This is a genomic window from Streptomyces scabiei 87.22 (genome assembly GCF_000091305.1).
GTDB lineage: Bacteria > Actinomycetota > Actinomycetes > Streptomycetales > Streptomycetaceae > Streptomyces > Streptomyces scabiei.
In genome coordinates, this window is record NC_013929.1 from 9,178,867 (window position 1) to 9,196,980 (window position 18,114).

The following is an 18,114-nucleotide window of genomic DNA, read 5'->3' on the forward strand; positions in this document are numbered from 1 at the left end:
CGCCCCGGCGCGGCGCGGATCACGCGGCGGTCACCGCGCTCCTGACGGGCGCGGATCCCCACCGGCCCCCGATCCTCAGCTCGCCGCGTAGTTGCGCAGGAACAGCGCCTCCGTCACGGCCATGCGCTCCAGCTCCTGCGGGGACACGCTCTCGTCGACCGCGTGGATCCGGGCCTCGGGCTCGCTGAGGCCGATGAGGAGGATCTCGGCCTCGGGGTAGAGGGCGGCGAGGGTGTTGCACAGCGGGATCGAGCCGCCGTGGCCCGCGTACTGCATCTCCTGGCCCGGGTAGGCGACGGCCATCGCCGAGGCCATCGCCTCGTACGCGGGGCTGGCGGTGTCGGCGCGGAACGCCTCGCCGTGGCCGATCGGTTCACATGCCACGCGGGCCCCCCACGGGGTGTGCGCCACCAGGTGCGCTTCGAGCAGCTTGACGGCCTGCCGCACGTCGACGCCCGGCGGGACGCGCAGGCCGATCAGGGCGCGGGCGCTCGCCTGGATCGACGGCGTCGCGCCGACCACCGGCGGCACGTCGATGCCGAGCACGGTGGCGGACGGGCGCGCCCAGATGCGGTCGGCGACCGTACCGTCGCCCACGAGCCCTACGCCGTCGAGCACCCGCGCGTCCTCGCGGAACCGCTCCTCGGGGTACTGCAGTCCGTCCCACGTCCCCTCGCCCGTGAGGCCGTCGACGGTCGTCGTGCCGTCCTCGGCGCGCAGCGAGTCGAGCACGCGGATCAGCGCGGCCAGCGCGTCGGGTGCCGCGCCGCCGAACTGGCCCGAATGCAGGTTGCCTTCGAGGGCGTCGATCCGGACGCGCATCGCGATCATGCCGCGCAGGGAGGTGGTCACCGTCGGCAGTCCGACGCGGAAGTTGCCCGCGTCGCCGATGACGACGGTGTCGGCGGCGAGCAGTTCGGGATGGGCCTCGGCGTACCGCTGCAGTCCGCCCGTGCCCATCTCCTCCGAGCCCTCGGCGATCACCTTGACGTGGACCGGCACCCCGCCGTTCGCCTTCAGCGCCCGCAGCGCGAGCAGGTGCATGATCACACCGCCCTTGCAGTCGGCGGAGCCGCGCCCGTACCAGCGGCCGTCGCGCTCGGTCAGCTCGAACGGCGGCGACCCCCAGGCGGCCTCGTCGAGCGGCGGCTGCACGTCGTAGTGGGCGTACAGCAGCACGGTCTTCGCGCCCTCGGGGCCCGGCAGGAACCCGTACACGGACTGGGTGCCGTCGGGGGTGTCGAGCAGCGCGACGTCCTGGAAACCCTCGGCGCGCAGGGCGTCGGCGACCCAGTTCGCCGCGCCCTCGCTCTCGCTGCGGGGGTACTGGTCGAAGTCCGCCACCGACTTGAAGGCCACCAGTTCGGCGAGCTCCTCCTTCGCCCGGGGAATCAGCGAGGCGACGGTCTCGGCGACCTGGTTCGACGGCATGGGCACGCTCCTCGTGGGTGCGACGTTGTCCTGGTGGGCATGTGGCTGCGTACGCGCTTGCCCGGAGTGTCGGTGTAGGGCGCACGCGCTGCCGATCCTCCCACAGCGGTCCTCGGCGTCACCCGCCGTAGGATGCGTGGGACAGGTGCGGCAGGCGGCTGGATCGGGAGCAGTAGACCATCGTGAGCAGCGAGAACTCTTCGGCGGACGACGTGCAGCGGGTGTGGGACGTCGTCGTGGTGGGCGCGGGCCCCGCAGGGGCTTCGGCCGCCTACGCGGCGGCGGTCGCGGGACGCAGCGTCCTGTTGCTGGAGAAGGCGGAGCTGCCGCGGTACAAGACGTGCGGCGGCGGCATCATCGGCCCCTCGCGCGACGCGCTGCCGCCCGGCTTCGAACTGCCCCTCAAGGACCGGGTGCACGCGGTCACCTTCTCCCTCGACGGACGTTACGCCCGGACGCGCAAGTCCAAGCAGATGCTGTTCGGCCTGATCAACAGGCCCGAGTTCGACCAGCAACTCGTCGAGCACGCCCAGAAGGCGGGCGCCGAGCTGCGTACGGGCGTCACGGTCACCCGGGTCGAGCAGCACGGCTCGGCGGTGCCGGACCGGCGGACGGTCGCGGTGGTGCTCCAGGGCGGCGAGACGCTGTTCGCGCGGGCCGTCGTCGGGGCGGACGGCAGCGCCAGCCGGATAGGGGCGCATGTCGGGGTCAAGCTCGAACAGGTCGACCTCGGTCTGGAGGCGGAGATCCCCGTGCCGGAGACGGTCGCCGAGGACTGGAAGGGGCGCGTCCTCATCGACTGGGGCCCCATGCCCGGCAGTTACGGATGGGTGTTCCCCAAGGGCGACACCCTGACCGTCGGCGTGATCTCCGCGCGCGGTGAAGGCGCCGCCACCAAGCGGTACCTGGAGGACTTCATCGGGCGCCTCGGCCTCGCCGGCTTCGAACCGAGCGTGTCCTCCGGGCACCTGACGCGCTGCCGTGCGGACGACTCGCCGCTCTCGCGGGGCCGGGTGCTGGTCTGCGGGGACGCGGCCGGGCTGCTGGAGCCGTGGACGCGGGAGGGCATCTCCTTCGCGCTGCGGTCGGGCCGGCTCGCGGGGGAGTGGGCGGTGCGGATCGCCGAGGCGCACGACGCGGTCGACACCCGCCGCCAGGCCCTCAACTACGCGTTCGCCGTGAAGGCGGGCCTCGGTGTCGAGATGAGCGTCGGCAAGCGGCTGCTGGCCGCCTTCGAACGGCGGCCGGGTCTCTTCCACGCGGCGCTGACCGGGTTCCGGCCCGCCTGGCGGGCCTTCGTCGACATCACCCGCGGGTCGACCTCCCTGGGCGAGATCGTCCGCAACCGCCCGATCGCCCAGCGCGCGCTGACGGCGTTCGACAAGTAGGGCCGTGGGGGCCGGTGTCCGGCCCTCCGTGCCCGCCCGTCGGCACTCCGCCCGGTCACCGCTGCACGGTGATCCGGAAGACGGGGTGCCTCGGCGCGGCGGCGAGCAGTTCCTCGTCGGTGGAGTCGGCGCTGACGTCGCCGAAGAACCGGCCCACCTCCCAGCCCCACTTCTTGAGGTAGGTGCGCAGAACGACGGGCTTCTCCTCGTCGGGCAGCTCGACCGCCGTGAACTCCTGCACCCGGCGGCCCACCTGGAGCCGTCCGCCACCGGCCGCCCGCATGTTGCGCACCCACTCGGAGTGGCCGCGCGCCGAGACCAGGTAGGGGCCGCCCTCGTACGGCAACGGGTTGACCGGCAGCCGACGCCACTCGCCACTCTTGCGGCCGCGCACGGAGAGCTCGGCCGTGCCGAGGAGGCTGACGCCGCGGCGGGCGAGCCAGCCGATGAAGCCGTTGAGTGCGCGGTCGAAGGGGTTGGTCCTGATGTAGTGGCTCGACGACGACATGGGGTCCTCCCGTGGGGTGGGGTGGCGGCGGGGCCGGGGGCCGGGGCCGTGGGCGGGGCTGGAACTGGGGTGGGGCTGGAACCGGGGTACGTCGGGCGCTTTGGAGAGCAGTGCTCTCGCTTGAGAGCAGTGTGCACGAGATCGGTGCTCCAAAGCAAGAGCAGTGATCTCGTTTTGTTCTGGCGCTCCAGATAGTGAGCGGCGTTCTCGGGTGAGAGCAGTGATCCAAGGCGAGAGCGGTGATCGCGGGCGAGAGCGTCGATCCCGAGGGAGAGCAGTGCTCCGAAACGTGTGCAGTGCTCCGACCTTGTGGCACACTGCCTCATATGAGCACTGCACAGGGAGCCCGTGCCCGCGCCCGGATCGAAGTCACCGCCGCGATCAAGGACGAGGCGCGCAGACAGCTCGCCGCCGAGGGCGCCGCCAAGCTGTCGCTGCGAGCCGTGGCGCGCGAACTCGGCATGGTCTCCTCCGCGCTCTACCGCTACTTCCCCAGTCGCGACGAACTGCTCACCGCGCTGATCATCGACGCCTTCGACTCCGTGGGCGAGGCCGCCGAGGCCGCGCACGCCCGCGCCGCCGGGGAGAGCCCGGCCGGGCAGTGGGTCGCGGTGTGCGAGGGGGTGCGGGAGTGGGCGCTGGCACGGCCCCATGAGTACGCGTTGATCTTCGGTTCGCCCGTGCCCGGCTACCGGGCCCCCGACACGACCCTTCCGGCCGCCTCCCGGGTCGGACAGCTGCTGATCAGGATCGTGCGGGACGCCTACCAGGCCAAGGGTGTGGCCCAGTGGAAGCTGCCTCCCGAGCTGCGCCCCGAGGCGCGGCGGATCGCCGAGGAGTTCGCGCCCGACCTGCCGCCGGAGGTCATCGCGGTGCTCGTCGGGGCGTGGGCGCAGCTGTTCGGCCTGATCAGCTTCGAGGTGTTCGGGCAGTTCAACCGGGTGGTCGAGGACCGGGAGGTGTTCTTCCGGCACGCGGCCGGTCAACTCGCCCACCACGTCGGCCTGGTGTTTCCCCAGGGGTGACGGGCTGCAGTCGCCCGGGGTGTCCCTTGCGATGGTGGAGCGGGGGCGCCCGTGACAGCTCCTAGTCGTCCGTCCCCAACTTGTGCTCCTGACCTAGGAGTCGGGGCTGGTGCGGCGGGGCCGAGGGGCGCGCTGTCCGGCGGCCTGCCGGCGCAGGCGCGTGGCGCGCCGGAAGCGTGTCAGGACGATCGAGACGACCACGATGAACACCACGGCGGTGACGGCCAGGGCGAGGGGGCCGATCAGGCTCTCCCGGTCGCGCAGCGAGCCGAAGGCGTTCGGCAGGAACGCCGTGACGCCGAAGTAGGCCGCGCCCGCCAGGACCGCCCCCGCGAAGAGCGCGAAGAGCATCTCCATGGTCATCGCGTCCCGTTCGGCCTGCGTTCGTCTCCCCATGGCCCGAGTGTGAGGGTGGCGGGCGCGGCCGACAAGGCGGCGGACGCGTCCGCCGCCCCGGGATCAGCGCGCCGCGCCCGCCCTCGGCCCCGGGAGGGCACGTCCACGCACTGACGAGCCGTCAGGGATGTCAGGGATGTCAGAGACACCAGAGACACCAGGTACGTCAGGAGGTCGTCCGGATCCGGTCGTTGCCGTGGGCTCCCGCCCCCGGTTCCTCGTGTGCCAGCCACTCGGCGACGCTGTGCGCGATCGGCTGGCCGGTGTCCATCTCCACGAAGCCGAACTGGCCGGACTGGTTGCACTCCAGGAACCACCAGATGCCGTCCGTGTCCTCCGCGAAGTCGAAGGCTCCGTAGGAGAGTTCGGCACCGCGGAGATAGGCGCGGACGGCCGTGGCGGTGCGCTCCGGTACCTCGGCCGGCTGCCAGGGCGCGGCGGAGGGGGCGAAGCGGACGTCCACCTCGTCGGGGTGCGCGTCCGGGGCCACGACCTTGCGGGCGGCCAGTATGCGGTCGCCCACGACGGTGAGCCGGATGTCGGCGGTCTTGGCGATGCGCCGCTGCAGCAGTGTCGGGCCGAACGCGACGGCGGTGAAGTCGGTGCCGGGCGCGACGCGGCTGGTGGGGACGGTGCCGACGGGCTCCCGTGGGTGGGTGCCGGAGACCGGCTTCACCACCAGGTCCGGGAAGCGCTCGGCGAAGTCCCGGGCGGCCTGCGGGAACGTGGTGATCAGCGTGGCCGGTACGGGGAGCCCGCAGTGCTGGGCATGCCGGAGCTGCCACGGCTTGTGTCTCGCTCGCCGGGCCGCGTCCGGGTCGTTCATCCAGCGGGCGCCCGTGCCGCGCAGCATGCCGTACAGGGCCTGCGAGGACTCCTCGGTGAGCCACCGGGACGGATCGGCGACCCCGGAGGCCGGAACGCCCGGTCTGCGCAGCCAGATGGACCGCAGCCCGTCCATGCTCACCTGGCGCCCGCCGGCGGACAGATGGCCGCGGAACGAGCCGTGGACGTACTCGCCGGAGAGCGCCACCGTGCCGGGCAGGTCGGCGGGGTCGAGCCGGACCACCGGTACACCGGTCCCGTTGAGCCGGGCCACCACCAGGTCCGCGGTCACGTCCTGTTCAGAGGTGAGGATCAACACCGTCATCGTCGCGAATCCGCGTTCAGTCGTCGAAATGGGTCTTCGATCCCGCCGTGGAGGTGGTCGCCCCCAATTCCCGCATAAGACCCTGGTCGTGTGCCGCTATCCGCCCGTCGGCGAGCACGTTCAACTGCAGCCCGGAGTCGTAGGTGTACGGAGCGCTGAACTCCAACTGCTCAGCGGCGCGAGCGTAGTTGAGCACGAACAGTCGCATCGTTTCTCCTTGTTCGGGACCATCCGGAAAGCGGATGGTGACGCTCCGGCCGCTCTCTGTTCGGCCGGGTCGCAGTGCCTCCAGGGAGTTATACGAATCGAACGACTGAATGGTTGCCTCATGTTCTCGGAGGGCTGACTTCATGCACCGCGAGGCGTCACCAGGCAACGGTGAGTGGTCATTTCGCGGTCGAGCGGCGGGTGGTGAACGCGATGGCGGAGGCGAACCCGGCCAGTACCGCGACGCTCGTGAGCGCGGCGGGCAGGGAGTGCCATTCGGCCATGAATCCGATCGCGGGCGGGCCGAGGAGCATGCCGAGATAGCCGAGCGTGGAGGCCGTGGCGACCCCGCCGGGGCCGGCCAGCGCGCCGGCGCGTTCGATGGCGACGGGGAAGATGTTGGCGAGGCCCAGGCCGGTGACGGCGAAGCCGAGCAGGGCCGCCCACGCGAAGGGGGCGAGGGAGCCGAGCAGCATGCCGGCCGTCGCGGTCGCGCCACCGGCCACGAGCACCGTGGTCCTGCCCAGGCGCTCGAGCAGGGGTGTCCCGGTGAGCCGGCCGATCGTCATGGCCAGAGCGAAACACGAGTAACCGAGCGCCGCGACTCCCGGTGAGGCGTCCAGGTCCGCCTCCAGGTGCAGGGCGCCCCAGTCCGCCAGTGCCCCCTCGCCGTACGCCGTGCACCCGGCGATCAGGCCGAGGACGACGACCGGGCCGCGCGTACGGCCGCCTTGGTGGTCCGCGCCGGGCGCGTCGCGCGGTCCGGCCTCCCGGGCGTCTTCTCCCAGGGGGCGGGGCCGTGGCGCCGGAGGCCCGTGGCGCAGCAGGGTGGGTGCGGCCAGGGCGGTGACCAGCAGGCCCGCCACGGCGATACCGGCCAGATGGCGGGTGGGGGACAAGGAGCCCGCGACCAGGCCGCCGAGCCCTGCCCCGACCATGCCGCCGAGGCTGAACGCGGCGTGGAAACCGGGCATGACGGGGCGCCCCAGCGCGGCCACCAGATCCACGGCCGCGCTGTTGAAGGCGACGTTGATGCCGCCGAAGGCCACGCCGAACACCAGCAGGACCGCACCCAGGGCGAGTGCCGAGTGGGTGAGCGGGGGCAGGGCCACGCTCAGGGACAGCAGAACGGCGCAGACGACCGTCACCGGGTGGCTGCCGAAGCGGCGGCAGAGCCGGCCGGTCAGCATCATCGTGATCACCGCTCCGGCGGACACGCCGAGCAGCGCGAGCCCCAGCGCGCCGGGCGACGCGCCGGTCTGTTCCTTGATCGCGGGGATCCTGACCACCCAGCCGGCGAAGACGAAGCCGTCGAGGGCGAAGAAGGCGGTGATCGCGATGCGGAGGGCGCGGAGGTCGTAGGGGTGTGCGGGGTCGCTGTCGTGGCCCGGCACGGCGCTGTGCGTTCGGGTTTTGTTTATTCGCGGCACAAAATGAGGCTAGGCGGGAGCCGGGACCGGGGCAAGGTTCGACGGGGTTGCTGCCCGTGCGTGAGCGGGGGCTCGGAGGACGGGCCGAGGGTGTTCGAGGGGGTGTCGTGGGTGACCGGGTCGGTTGGGCGGCGAGTCGTGAAGCGGGCCCGCGCCTGCGAAGGACGTCGTGACCGGCCGCGTCGCCGTGAGTGTTCCGCCTCCTGGATGCTCACCGACGGTGACCCAGCCGTTCACCGGCAGTACGGAATTCGTGGGTCCGGGTGAGAGGAATGCGCGGCGCCGGGCGCTGGGCTGGCGAAAGGGGGCTGTCGGCAAAGGGGTCTCGTCCAAGTGCGAGACCGTGACGGTGGATCGAACCCGGAATTCGACGCCATTTCCACCACCCGGGGCCGCATCCTGCCGAATCGTTTTCCTCGGGGTCTCGGCGGGCCTTTCGCTAACGGTCGCCGGTAACCGGAAGGCGACTGACCGTATTCGCGCGGGCGCTTGAATCTCCCTCCGCTCAGAACGCCCCCGTCGCGGAGAGTTGCCCCTACGAAGGCAGGGGTTATCGGCATGGTGGCCCGGCGATCGCCGGGTTCAGCAGGCCGGACGTGCCGCGAGGCCGGGCGCACGCGAGCCTGCCGATCGCCTGCGCGCCGATCGCCTGAGTGTCGATCACCTGAGTGTCGATCACTTGTGCGCCGAGCGTCGTCGTCGGTGAGGTGCGCGGTCGGCGGGGTGCGCGGTCGGCAGGGTCGCGTCCTGCCCGGGGCGCCCGTGGCAAGCTGCTCGCGCGACTTGACTACATACCCCCCAGGGGTATGGTGGGCCGTGGTGACAGGACCCGCACACCGAAGGAGACGGCCATGAACACCGGACTCAGGATCACCGCGTTCGCCGCGGCGCTGGCCGCCACGTTCGGCACCGCCTACGGCGTGGGCAAGGGCATCGAACCCGTCGTCTCCGGCGCCGCGGAGACCGAGCCCGCGCGCCACGACAGCCATGCCGAGACGTCACCGGCCCCCAAGCACGGCGACGGCGGCCACGAGACCGCCCCGCCCGGCGGACTCCAGCTCTCCGAAGGCGGCTACACCCTCGACCTGCGCACCCCGGGTGTCACCGCCGGCCACCGCTCCGACCTGCGCTTCGTCATCCGCGACGAGGACGGCCGTGCCGTCACCGCGTACCAGCGCGAGCACGGCAAGGAACTCCACCTCATCGTCGCCTCGCGTGATCTGGTCACCTACCGCCATCTGCACCCCGCCCGCGCGGCCGACGGCACCTGGAGCACTCCCGTCGAGCTGCCCGACGCCGGCGGTTATCGCGTCTTCGCCGACTTCACGCCGGCCGGGAAGAGCGCCGAGAACCTCACCCTCGGCGTCGACCTCGCGGCCTCGGGCACCTACGAGCCGCGCAGGTTCCCGGCGCCGAACGCCACCGCGGAGGCCGACGGCTACGAGGTCGAGCTGGACGGCGGCCTGCGCCCGGGCGCCGCGAGCGAACTCACCCTCAAGGTCTCCCGGGACGGCCGCCCCGTCACCGACCTCCAGCCCTACCTCGGCGCGTACGGTCATCTGGTCGCCCTGCGCTCGGGCGACCTCGCCTACCTGCACGTCCACCCGAACGGCGAGCCCGGCGACGCACGGACCCGGCCCGGCCCCGGCATCTCCTTCACCGCCACCGCCCCCAGCGCCGGCACCTACCGCCTCTTCCTGGACTTCAAGCACGAGGGCGAGGTCCACACGGCGGCGTTCACGGTCGGCGCCGGAGGAGCCGCGGCGCCCACGCACCCCGAGAAGCCCGCGACCGACCACGCGCACTGACGGTCTCACCGCGCGATTTACCAGGCGTACCGACGGTCTCACCGCGCGACATACCACGCGCACCGACGGCCTCACCGCGCCCCGGTCTCATCGGGCGACGACCACCCGCACGCCCGCCTCCTCGAACCGCCGAACCGTCTCCGGTGCCGCCGCCTCGTCCGTGACCAGCGTGTTCACCGAGCCGGTCCCGCAGATCCGGGCGAAGGCCCGCCGTCCCAGTTTGCCGGAGTCGGCCGCCACGACCACTCGCTCGGCCCGCTCGCACAGCAGCCGGTTGACGGCTGCCTCCGCCTCGTCGTGGGCGGCGGCGCCATGGACCACGTCCAGGGCGACCACGCCGAGGACGGTCACGTCCACGGTGATCCGGTCGAGCACCCCGTCGGCGAGCGGGCCGACGAGCTCGTAGGACTGGGCGCGGGCCACCCCGCCCGTCACCACGATCTTGAACTGGGGCCGCACGGCCAGCTCGCTCGCGATGTTGAGCGCGTTGGTCACCACGGTCAGCGCGGGAGTCCCGGACGCCAGATCCCCTCGTACGGCCAGGGCCCGCGCGACCTCGGTGGTGGTCGTGCCGCCGGTGAGGCCCATCGCCTCGCCGGGGGCCACGAGGTCCGCCACCGCCGCCGCGATCCGCTGTTTCTCGGTGGCCCGGCGTGCCGTCTTGTAGCGGAGCGGCAACTCGTACGAGACGCCGTGCACGACCGCTCCGCCCCGGGTGCGGACGAGCATCTGCTGCTCCGCGAGCCGGTCGAGGTCGCGCCGGATCGTCGCGGCGGACACCCCCAGCGCGGCGGCCGCCTCCTCGACGTCCAGCCGCCCCCGCTCGGCGAGCAGTTCCAGCAGCGTCTGCCAGCGCGCGTCGCGGGACATGGGGTCTCCTCCTGCTGCTCCGGTTGCCGCATGATGCTTGAAGATGCTCGAAAGCAGACTCTATCGTGCAGGAACGAGCATGAACCCGGAGTCTCCTGGGGAGGGTGACCGCATGACCCATGTCGAGGACGAGCTGAACAGCCAGCCCGCGTGCTGGGCCCGCGTCGCCGCCGAGGCGGTGGAGCACGCCGGGGTCCTGTCCGCGCCGGGGGAGCGGGTGGCGCTCGTCGGCTGCGGGACGTCGTACTTCATGGCCCAGGCCGCCGCGGCACTGCGTGAAAGCGCCGGACACGGGGAGACGGACGCCTACGCCGCCTCGGAGTTCCCCCGCCGGCGGACCTACGACCGGGTCGTCGCCCTCACCCGCTCCGGCACCACCACCGAGGTGCTGGACCTCCTGGGCGCGCTGCGGGGCCGTACCCGTACGACCGCGATCACCGCCGACCCGGCCACCCCGGTGATGGCCGCCGCGGACGACGTCGTCGTCCTGGGCTTCGCCGACGAGAAGTCCGTCGTCCAGACCCGGTTCGCCACCACCGCGCTCACCCTGCTGCGCGCCCACTTCGGCCTGCACACCGAGGCCGCCGTCGCCGACGCCCGCACCGCGCTCCGGGCGCCGCTGCCCGAAGGGCTCGTCGACGGCACCCAGTTCACCTTCCTGGGCCGGGGCTGGACCGTGGGCCTCGCCCACGAGGCCGCGCTGAAGATGCGCGAGGCCGCACTGGCGTGGAGCGAGGCGTATCCGGCGATGGAGTACCGGCACGGCCCGATCAGCGTCACCACCCGGTCCACCGCGACCTGGATGTTCGGCGAGGCACCGCAGGGGCTCGCCGACGAGGTGCGGACGACCGGCGCGACCTGGGTGCCCGGCGGACTCGATCCGCTCGCCGAACTCGTCCGCGCCCAGCGGCTCGCCGTCGCCCTGGCCGCCGCCCGTGGCCTCGACCCCGACCGGCCGCGCCATCTCACGCGCTCGGTGATCCTCGGCCCGAACGACCGCTGAAGAGCTGAAAGCCGAAAACAGGAGGAGCCGTGCCCCTCACGACGACCGCAGCACTGATCACCGGGGCCGCCGCCACGCACGCCGCGGTGGCGTCGTTCAACGTCATCACCCTGGAGCACGTCGAGGCGGTCCTCGCGGGCGCAGAGACCGCCGCCGCACCCGTCGTCCTCCAGGTCAGCGAGAACGCGGTCGGGTTCCACGACGGCGACCCGCTCCCGCTGGCCCGCGCCGCGTCAGCCGCCGCCGAGCGGGCGGCCGTGCCCGTCGCGCTCCACCTCGACCACGTGCGCAGCGACGACCTGCTGCGCCGGGCCGCCGACGCAGGCTTCAGCTCCGTGATGTACGACGCCTCGCATCTGCCGTACCTGGACAACCTGGCCGCGACCCACGCCGCAGTGCGCTGGGCACACGCCCAAGGACTGTGGATCGAGGCCGAGTTGGGTCAGGTGGGCGGCAAGAACGGCGAGCGGCCGCTCGACGCGCACGCGCCGGGGGCCCGGACCGACCCCGAGGAGGCGCGGGCCTTCGTGGCCGACTCGGGCGTGGACGCGCTCGCCGTCGCCATCGGCAGCGCGCACGCGATGACCACCCGCACCGCGGCCCTCGACCACGCCCTTCTGCGACGGCTGGCCGGCGCCCTGGACGTCCCCCTCGTCCTGCACGGTTCCTCCGGCGTCCCGGACGACGAACTGCGCAGGGCCGTCGCGGGAGGCATCGCCAAGGTCAACATCGGCACCGCGCTCAACATCGCCCTGACCGGCGCGATCCGGGAGTTCCTCGACGCCGGCCCCGACGTGGTGGACCCGCGCCGGTACCTCGCGGCGGGCCGGTCGGCGATGGCCGACACCGTGGCCCGCCTCATCCGCGTCCTGCGCGCGGAACTGCCGGCTCCCACCGTTCCCTCCACCTAGGGAGCGCGGCCGCGGGGGCGGAATGTGACGCCCGTCACTGGTATTTTCCGGTCATGCGGGAGACGGAGATCCACCTCGGTGAGCCGCCGGTCGTCGCCCTCACCGGGGTCGGCGTGCACGGCGTCGCGAGCCCCACGGACGTGTTCCGGCTGCCGGAGCTGTGGCAGCTGCACCTCTACCGGTACGAGGGCGAACTGACCGTCGACGGCACCGTCCACCTCATCCGCCCCGGCCGGGTCAGCCTCGTACCGCCCGGCACCACGGTCCGCTACCGCTACCGAGGCCGCTCCGAACACCTCTTCGCCCATCTGCGGATCACCCCGGCCGGACCGCCCCGCACAGTACCGGTCGTCCAGGACGCCGGACCCGAACTGCCCACGCTCACCGGGCTGTTGCTGCGGGCGGTGGCGGCCGCTCCGAGCGAGCCCGACCGCACCCGGGCCGAGATCTGGACCGCCCTGTGGCGCGTCGCCACGCTGGCGCCGCCCGCCGCCGCGGGCCCCGGACCGCACCCGGCGGTGACCGCCGCGATCGCCCACATCGAGGCCCGGCTGGCGGCGCCGCTCACCGTCCCGGAGGTGGCCCGGGCGGCCGGCGTCTCCCACAACCACCTGACCCGGCTGTTCCACGCCGAGACCGGTGGCACGGTCGTCGCCTACATCCGCCGCCGCAGACTCGAACGCGCCCACCATCTGCTGCGCGCCACGACCCTCTCCATCCCCGCCGTGGCCGCCTCCGTGGGCATCCCCGACCTCCAGGCCTTCAACAAGGCCTGCCGCCGGGAGCTGGGTGCCTCACCCCGCGCGCTGCGGGGCGCCCCGCAGGCCGGGACCGATCAGCCCGCCCTGACCGCCCTCAGCACCACGAACCTGGGGTCGCTCGCGACGACTTCGCCGTTGCCGAAGATCCGCCGCAACGTCACGTGATAGCCCAGATGACGATTGCCGACCACCCACAGCTCCCCGCCCGGCCGCAACGCCCGCCGAGCCCCGGTGAACATCCGCCGGGCCGTGGCGTCGGTCGTCGCCTGATGGGAGTGGAACGGCGGATTGTTGAGGACCAGATCGACACTCCCCGCCGGGAAGTCCTCCAGCCCGTCGCCGACCAGGAACTCGGCCCCGGGGTCGGCGCCGGGCCGGTTCGCCTCGTACGTCGCCCGCGCCGAGGCCACCGCCTGGTACGACTCGTCGACGAACACCACCTCCGCGTCCGGACCGGCCAGCGCGACGGCCGTGCCCACGACGCCGTTGCCGCAGCCCAGGTCGACGACGCGGCCGCCGGCCGGGGCCTGCGGCAGCTGCCGCAGGAAGAACCGGGTGCCGATGTCGAGGCGGTCCGCGCAGAACACCCCCGCGTGATTGACGACCGCCCGCCCGGCCAACACGCCGACGTCGTCCGGCAGTCGATAGGTGTACGGCCACGGATCGTCGCCCCGGGCCGCCAGCACCTCCGCGTCCGGCGTGCAGAGGACGAGCCGCGCCTTCTGCCGGGCGAGCGAGGTGCGGGTCGGGCCCAGGATCCGCTCGAAGAGGCGGAGCGTGGAGGTGTGGATCTCCTTCACCATGCCGGTGCCGATCACGACCGTGCCCTCGTGCACGGCGGGCGCGAGGCGGTGCAGCTGGTCCTCCAGGAGCGCGAGACTCTTGGGGATCCGGACGAGGAGCACGTCGACGCGGTCCGGCGGCGTGTCCCGGGTGGTGAGCAGCCGTACGGCGTCCGGATCGACCCCGCCGCGCTCCAGGTTCGCCCGCGTCGCCTCCCGGCTCAGGAACGAGTCGGTGATCTGCGTCGGCCCGTACCCGGCCAGCGCGGTCGTCAGCGCACCCCAGCGGTCCCCGACGATCACGACCGTCCCGTCCAGCCGCGTCCCGCTCTCCGCGAGATGGCGCAGCAGATACGCGTCGGACGCGTCCCAGGCGCGCAACAGGTCACGGGGGTCCTCGGGGAAGCGCGTCAGGGTGTACTCGCCCCAGGGCGCGGTCATACGGTCGCTCATCGTGCGCCCAGGCTAACCGAGCCGCGGCGCAGGACTCCTCCCCGAGCGGCCGGGCGGCCGTGCGGGACGATGGCACGATGAACGCCGAGCTGTTCCCCCGCGACCGCAGGGAGATCGTGCCCGGCGCGGTCCACGTCCCGGACCGGCTGGACGCCGGACAGCAGCGGCGCCTCCTGGACGCCTGCCGCGCATGGGCCCGGCCGCCCGCCGGGCTCCGCACGGTCCGCACCCCGGGCGGCGGCACCATGACCGCCCGGCAGGTCTGCCTCGGCCGGCACTGGGGCGTCGTACCGGCATGCCCCGCCTGCGGCCGCGCCGTACGGGACAACCCCGCCTGCCCCGGCCGGCACACCTACCCGTACGCCTACTCCCGCACGGTCGTCGACGGCGACGGCGCGCCCGTGAAGCCCTTCCCGGCCTGGCTCGGCGAACTGGGCCGGCGCGCGGTGGCGGACACCCTCGGCCCGCAGCGGGCGACGGACCCGTACGACATCGCACTGATCAACTACTACGACGCCGACGCCCGCATGGGCATGCACCGCGACAGCGACGAGCCGTCGGACGCGCCGGTGGTGTCGCTGAGTCTCGGCGACACCTGCCTCTTCCGCTTCGGCAACCCGCGGACCCGGACCCGGCCCTACACGGACGTGGAACTGCGCAGTGGTGACCTCTTCGTGTTCGGCGGAGAGGCGCGGCGGGCGTACCACGGGGTGCCCCGGGTGTACGCGGGAACCGCGCCGCCCGGACTGGGCCTGACCGGCCGGCTGAACATCACCCTGCGGGCCGGCGGCTTCGACGACGTCTGAGGCGCGGCACCGGGCGGGAGGCCGACGCCGAGCGGATCATGGGAGACTCCCCCTCATGGACGGCAAGGCGGCCCCCAAGGCGGCGGGCGAAGGGACACCGACGACACGTACGCGGCTGGACCGGGGGAGGGGCGCGCTCGGTCCGGCACTGGAGCTGGTGCACACCGGGCGGGCGCCCACCCGGGCCGTGCTCACCGCCGAACTGGGGGTCACCCGGGCCACGGCGGGTGCCGTCGCCGCCGAACTGGAGGCGCTCGGTCTGATCCGCGTCGACGCGCACCCGGGCGCGGCCGCCGGTTCGCAGGGCAGACCCTCGCACCGTCTGGAGGTCGCCGAGGAGGGGCCCGTCGCCCTCGCCGCCCAGATCCACGCCGACGGCTGGCGGGTCGCCCTGGTCGGCCTGGGCGGACGGATCGTCACCACCGCGCCCGCCTGTGAGATCGTCGACGCCGATCCGGCGAAGGTGCTCGGCTCGGTCGTCGACGCGGGCGCCGTGCTGCTGCGCGAGACGGGCCGGCGGTGCGTGGGCGCGGGGCTCGCCGTACCGTCCGCGGTCGCCGAACCGGCGGGACTGGCGCTGAACCCGCTGCACCTGGCCTGGCCGGCGGGGGCGCCCGTCCGGGAGATCTTCGCCGAACGGGTCCGCGCGGCCGGCATCGAGGGGCCCGCCTTCGCGGCGAACGACGTCAACCTCGCCGCCCTCGCCGAGCACCGGCACGGCGCCGGACGGGGCTCCCGGGAACTGCTGTGCGTGGCGACCGGGCACCGGGGCGTCGGCGGTGCGCTCGTCCTCGACGGCCGTCTGCACACGGGCAGTTCGGGCCTCGCCCTCGAAGTCGGACACCTCACCGTCAACCCCGAGGGCCGCCCCTGCCACTGCGGCAGCCGCGGCTGCCTCGACGTCGAGGCCGATCCGCGGGCCCTGCTCACGGCCGTCGGCCGCGACCCCGGCCCCGAGGGCTCCCTGCTGCAGCAGGCCAACGACCTGATCCGCACCCAGTACGCCGACCCGGGGGTCCGCACGGCCGCCGAGGCCATCATCGACCGCCTTGGCCTGGGCATCGCGGGCCTGGTCAACATCCTCAACCCCGACCGCATCATCCTCGGCGGCATGCACCGCGCCCTGCTCGACGCCGACCCCGGCCGGCTGCGTGCCGTCGTCGCCGACCGCAGCCTGTGGGGACGGCAGAGCGGGGTGCCTCCGATCCTCGCCTGCACGCTGGACCACAACAGCCTGGTCGGCGCGGCCGAGTTGGCGTGGCAGCCGGTGCTCGACGATCCGCTGGGCGCGTTGGTCTGACGCCGCTCAGCGGGTGCCCGTACCCCGCAGCATGATCGAACGGGAGACCACGAACGTCACCGGGACGGCCGCCCCCGACGCGAGCAGGGGAGCGAACCGGTTGCCCGCGTGCAGGACGTCGACGATCACGTAGACACCCGTCGTCGTCAGCAGGAAGTTGGTGGCGTTCGTCAGCGGGAAGAGCAGGAACTTCCGCAGGGTCGGGCGGGTGCGGTAGGTGAACCTCGCGTTCAGGAAGAACGAGCCCGTCATGCTCAGGGCGAAGGCGAGAACATGCGCGCCCAGGTAGGGCATCCAGTGGAGGAACAGCAGGTAAAGGCCGTAGTAGACCGCTGTGTTGACCACCCCGACCACGGCGAACGCGGCGATCTGGCCCGGGATGCGGCGTTCCGGGGTCGCGTGCGCCCGGGACCGCTGCCGGGCCTGGGCCCCGGGCCGCTCCGCGGGTCCGGGGAGCGGCCGTGTCCGCGTCGCCGTGCGTATCGGCGTATGAGGTCCTTGGTCGTGCCGCACGCCGTGTGTTCCTCCGTCTGCTCCCCATCGGTCGCCCTCACCCGGTACCCCGGCGAGGGCGGTGACGGACAGGACGATGGTGACACAACCCGCCGACTCCACGCCGCCGACGGGTACGGCGCCCCCACTCCACCACGCAGAAGCGGTCCCGTGGTGTCAGGCGTCCGTCCGGCGCCGGGGCCTGGCCACCAGCTCCCCGCCGCAGTTGGGGCAGATCTCGCGCAGGGCCTCGCCACACGGCACGCAGAACGTGCACTCGTACGAGCAGATGCGGGCCGGGGCGTCGGCGGGCAGCACGGTCGTCGCGCAGCGCTCGCAGCGGTCGCGCATCTCCAGCGCCATGGGTGGGCCTCTTCTCGGATCGGGCTGCCGCGGGAACCGCCGGACGGAGGGACGGCGAGCCCCACGATCCTGCCACGGGCGGGTTCTCACCCGCGGCCGACCCCTGCCCGTGGCCGTCGTGAGCACCGCTCCGTACGGCACGGTCCACCCGCGACCGGTCGCGGGCGTGCGGACCCGCCTCGGCCCACCGAGGGATGGTCACCGCCCGGTCAGCCTGCGACGGCCGACCGGGCGGGAGCGTGTTCGGACCTGCGCCCGCGCGCGGCGGGCCTGCGTCCGGTGTCGTAGGGCTGTCCGAGGTCGCACGGCTGGGCGGCCTCGACCGTCAGCCCGGCGTCGTACGGCGAGATCTTCGGCACGGCCGCGGAGGACGCCGGCAGCGTGAACCACACGACCTTCCCCGACTCGGCGTGCGGCCGCACGCCCCAGCTCTCGCTCACCGCGGCGACCATCGCGAGACCGCGGCCGCAGGTGGCGAAGGGCTCCGCGTCCTGGACGACGGGGAGACGGGGATCGTTGTCGCGCACCGAGACCGTGAGTCGGCCGAGGAGCAACTCCATCTCCACGGTGCACATCTTGTCCGGCTCCGCGTGCCGGTGGACGTTGGACAGCAGCTCGGTCACCCCGAGTGCGGCCCGCTCTATCAACGGATCCAGATGCCAGTAGCGCAATTGCGCAGATACGATTCTGCGGACCTGTCCGATCCGCGACGGCAGGGCTTGGAGCTCCACCGTGCAGTGCCTGCTTTGCTGGCTGATCACGGCTGCGACTCCCCGAAGTTGAGTCCGGAAGAAGATCGGAGTACGGATCCAGCGAGGTGGCTGGGCGAAAAACGCCGCCTGCTGTGGTGCGGCCGCCGATGACTGCCGCCTGGTGACGGAAGCCGGGGCTGCCGCCTGCTCGTGGGGTGGCTGCGCACGGCCGCCGCCCGCTGACGTGGCCGGCGGCTGGTTCGCAGCGTTATCGCCGGTAAACCCAGAGTGACGTGAGACCAGAGTGACGCAAGGGGACCGGTCCCGCAACTCGCGGC

General features: G+C 73.1%; 19 protein-coding genes. 8 read left to right on the plus strand and 11 right to left on the minus strand.

Annotated elements, in window-relative coordinates; genetic code table 11:
- Window positions 1-75: 75 nt before the first annotated feature.
- Window positions 76-1,431 (minus strand): dipeptidase, encoded by a 1,356-nt coding sequence (locus SCAB_RS39585; RefSeq protein WP_037726521.1) that lies wholly within the window; start codon window positions 1,429-1,431, stop codon window positions 76-78.
- 182 nt (window positions 1,432-1,613) lie between these two features.
- Between SCAB_RS39585 and SCAB_RS39590 the strand changes: the two genes are divergently transcribed.
- The gene (locus tag SCAB_RS39590) at window positions 1,614-2,819 is read left to right on the plus strand and encodes a geranylgeranyl reductase family protein (RefSeq protein WP_013005671.1); all 1,206 of its coding nucleotides are present in this window, start codon (window positions 1,614-1,616) and stop codon (window positions 2,817-2,819) included.
- A gap of 55 nt (window positions 2,820-2,874) precedes the next feature.
- Here the strand turns inward: SCAB_RS39590 and SCAB_RS39595 are convergent, their stop codons facing one another.
- Window positions 2,875-3,327 carry a nitroreductase family deazaflavin-dependent oxidoreductase gene (locus SCAB_RS39595; protein WP_013005672.1) on the minus strand — a complete coding sequence of 151 codons (453 nt, stop codon included), beginning with the start codon at window positions 3,325-3,327 and terminating at the stop codon, window positions 2,875-2,877.
- A 326-nt stretch (window positions 3,328-3,653) separates the two neighbouring features.
- Between SCAB_RS39595 and SCAB_RS39600 the strand changes: the two genes are divergently transcribed.
- The gene (locus SCAB_RS39600) at window positions 3,654-4,352 is read left to right on the plus strand and encodes a TetR/AcrR family transcriptional regulator (RefSeq protein WP_013005673.1); all 699 of its coding nucleotides are present in this window, start codon (window positions 3,654-3,656) and stop codon (window positions 4,350-4,352) included.
- A gap of 93 nt (window positions 4,353-4,445) precedes the next feature.
- Here the strand turns inward: SCAB_RS39600 and SCAB_RS39605 are convergent, their stop codons facing one another.
- The 4 genes from SCAB_RS39605 to SCAB_RS39620 all read right to left on the minus strand — a co-directional run bounded on the left by SCAB_RS39605 (window position 4,446) and on the right by SCAB_RS39620 (window position 7,499).
- A complete protein-coding gene (locus SCAB_RS39605) occupies window positions 4,446-4,748 on the minus strand; it encodes a DUF6332 family protein (protein ID WP_013005674.1) in 303 nt (100 codons plus the stop codon).
- A gap of 166 nt (window positions 4,749-4,914) precedes the next feature.
- A complete protein-coding gene (gene tgmB / locus SCAB_RS39610; protein ID WP_013005675.1) occupies window positions 4,915-5,898 on the minus strand; it encodes an ATP-grasp ribosomal peptide maturase in 984 nt (327 codons plus the stop codon).
- 16 nt (window positions 5,899-5,914) lie between these two features.
- Window positions 5,915-6,106, minus strand: coding sequence for a putative ATP-grasp-modified RiPP (gene tgmA / locus SCAB_RS39615; RefSeq protein ID WP_013005676.1), 192 nt, complete (start codon window positions 6,104-6,106; stop codon window positions 5,915-5,917).
- Window positions 6,107-6,284: 178 nt separating this feature from the next.
- Window positions 6,285-7,499 (minus strand): MFS transporter, encoded by a 1,215-nt coding sequence (locus SCAB_RS39620; protein ID WP_013005677.1) that lies wholly within the window; start codon window positions 7,497-7,499, stop codon window positions 6,285-6,287.
- Between the two features lie 887 nt (window positions 7,500-8,386).
- Here SCAB_RS39620 and SCAB_RS39625 point away from each other — a divergent pair.
- The gene (locus tag SCAB_RS39625) at window positions 8,387-9,343 is read left to right on the plus strand and encodes a hypothetical protein (RefSeq protein WP_041670140.1); all 957 of its coding nucleotides are present in this window, start codon (window positions 8,387-8,389) and stop codon (window positions 9,341-9,343) included.
- 87 nt (window positions 9,344-9,430) lie between these two features.
- On the opposite strand, the gene SCAB_RS39630 is transcribed toward SCAB_RS39625, so the two are convergent.
- Window positions 9,431-10,213, minus strand: coding sequence for a DeoR/GlpR family DNA-binding transcription regulator (locus SCAB_RS39630; RefSeq protein WP_013005680.1), 783 nt, complete (start codon window positions 10,211-10,213; stop codon window positions 9,431-9,433).
- 112 nt (window positions 10,214-10,325) lie between these two features.
- Here SCAB_RS39630 and SCAB_RS39635 point away from each other — a divergent pair, with 112 nt between their 5' ends.
- Genes SCAB_RS39635 through SCAB_RS39645 form a run of 3 tightly spaced genes read left to right on the plus strand, consistent with a single transcriptional unit; the run spans window position 10,326 to window position 13,053 of the window.
- Window positions 10,326-11,216, plus strand: a complete 891-nt coding sequence (locus SCAB_RS39635) for an SIS domain-containing protein (protein WP_041670141.1) — start codon at window positions 10,326-10,328, stop codon at window positions 11,214-11,216.
- Between the two features lie 29 nt (window positions 11,217-11,245).
- Window positions 11,246-12,127: a class II fructose-bisphosphate aldolase gene (locus SCAB_RS39640; RefSeq protein WP_013005682.1), complete on the plus strand. Its 882-nt coding sequence runs from the start codon at window positions 11,246-11,248 to the stop codon at window positions 12,125-12,127.
- A 53-nt stretch (window positions 12,128-12,180) separates the two neighbouring features.
- Window positions 12,181-13,053, plus strand: a complete 873-nt coding sequence (locus SCAB_RS39645; protein ID WP_041670142.1) for an AraC family transcriptional regulator — start codon at window positions 12,181-12,183, stop codon at window positions 13,051-13,053.
- Here the strand turns inward: SCAB_RS39645 and SCAB_RS39650 are convergent.
- A complete protein-coding gene (locus tag SCAB_RS39650) occupies window positions 12,963-14,123 on the minus strand; it encodes a methyltransferase (RefSeq protein ID WP_013005683.1) in 1,161 nt (386 codons plus the stop codon). The two genes, SCAB_RS39645 and SCAB_RS39650, sit on opposite strands and share 91 nt — an antisense overlap.
- A 77-nt stretch (window positions 14,124-14,200) precedes the next feature.
- Here SCAB_RS39650 and SCAB_RS39655 point away from each other — a divergent pair, with 77 nt between their 5' ends.
- Window positions 14,201-14,929, plus strand: coding sequence for an alpha-ketoglutarate-dependent dioxygenase AlkB family protein (locus SCAB_RS39655; RefSeq protein ID WP_013005684.1), 729 nt, complete (start codon window positions 14,201-14,203; stop codon window positions 14,927-14,929).
- Between the two features lie 55 nt (window positions 14,930-14,984).
- Window positions 14,985-16,229, plus strand: a complete 1,245-nt coding sequence (locus SCAB_RS39660) for an ROK family protein (RefSeq protein WP_013005685.1) — start codon at window positions 14,985-14,987, stop codon at window positions 16,227-16,229.
- A gap of 6 nt (window positions 16,230-16,235) precedes the next feature.
- Here the strand turns inward: SCAB_RS39660 and SCAB_RS39665 are convergent, their stop codons facing one another.
- The 3 genes from SCAB_RS39665 to SCAB_RS39675 all read right to left on the minus strand — a co-directional run bounded on the left by SCAB_RS39665 (window position 16,236) and on the right by SCAB_RS39675 (window position 17,845).
- On the minus strand, window positions 16,236-16,598 hold the full coding sequence (locus SCAB_RS39665; protein ID WP_046774107.1) for a GtrA family protein: 363 nt from the start codon (window positions 16,596-16,598) through the stop codon (window positions 16,236-16,238).
- Window positions 16,599-16,898: 300 nt separating this feature from the next.
- A complete protein-coding gene (locus SCAB_RS39670; protein WP_013005687.1) occupies window positions 16,899-17,084 on the minus strand; it encodes a DUF1272 domain-containing protein in 186 nt (61 codons plus the stop codon).
- Between the two features lie 209 nt (window positions 17,085-17,293).
- Window positions 17,294-17,845: an ATP-binding protein gene (locus tag SCAB_RS39675; RefSeq protein WP_173402948.1), complete on the minus strand. Its 552-nt coding sequence runs from the start codon at window positions 17,843-17,845 to the stop codon at window positions 17,294-17,296.
- Window positions 17,846-18,114 lie beyond the last annotated feature (269 nt).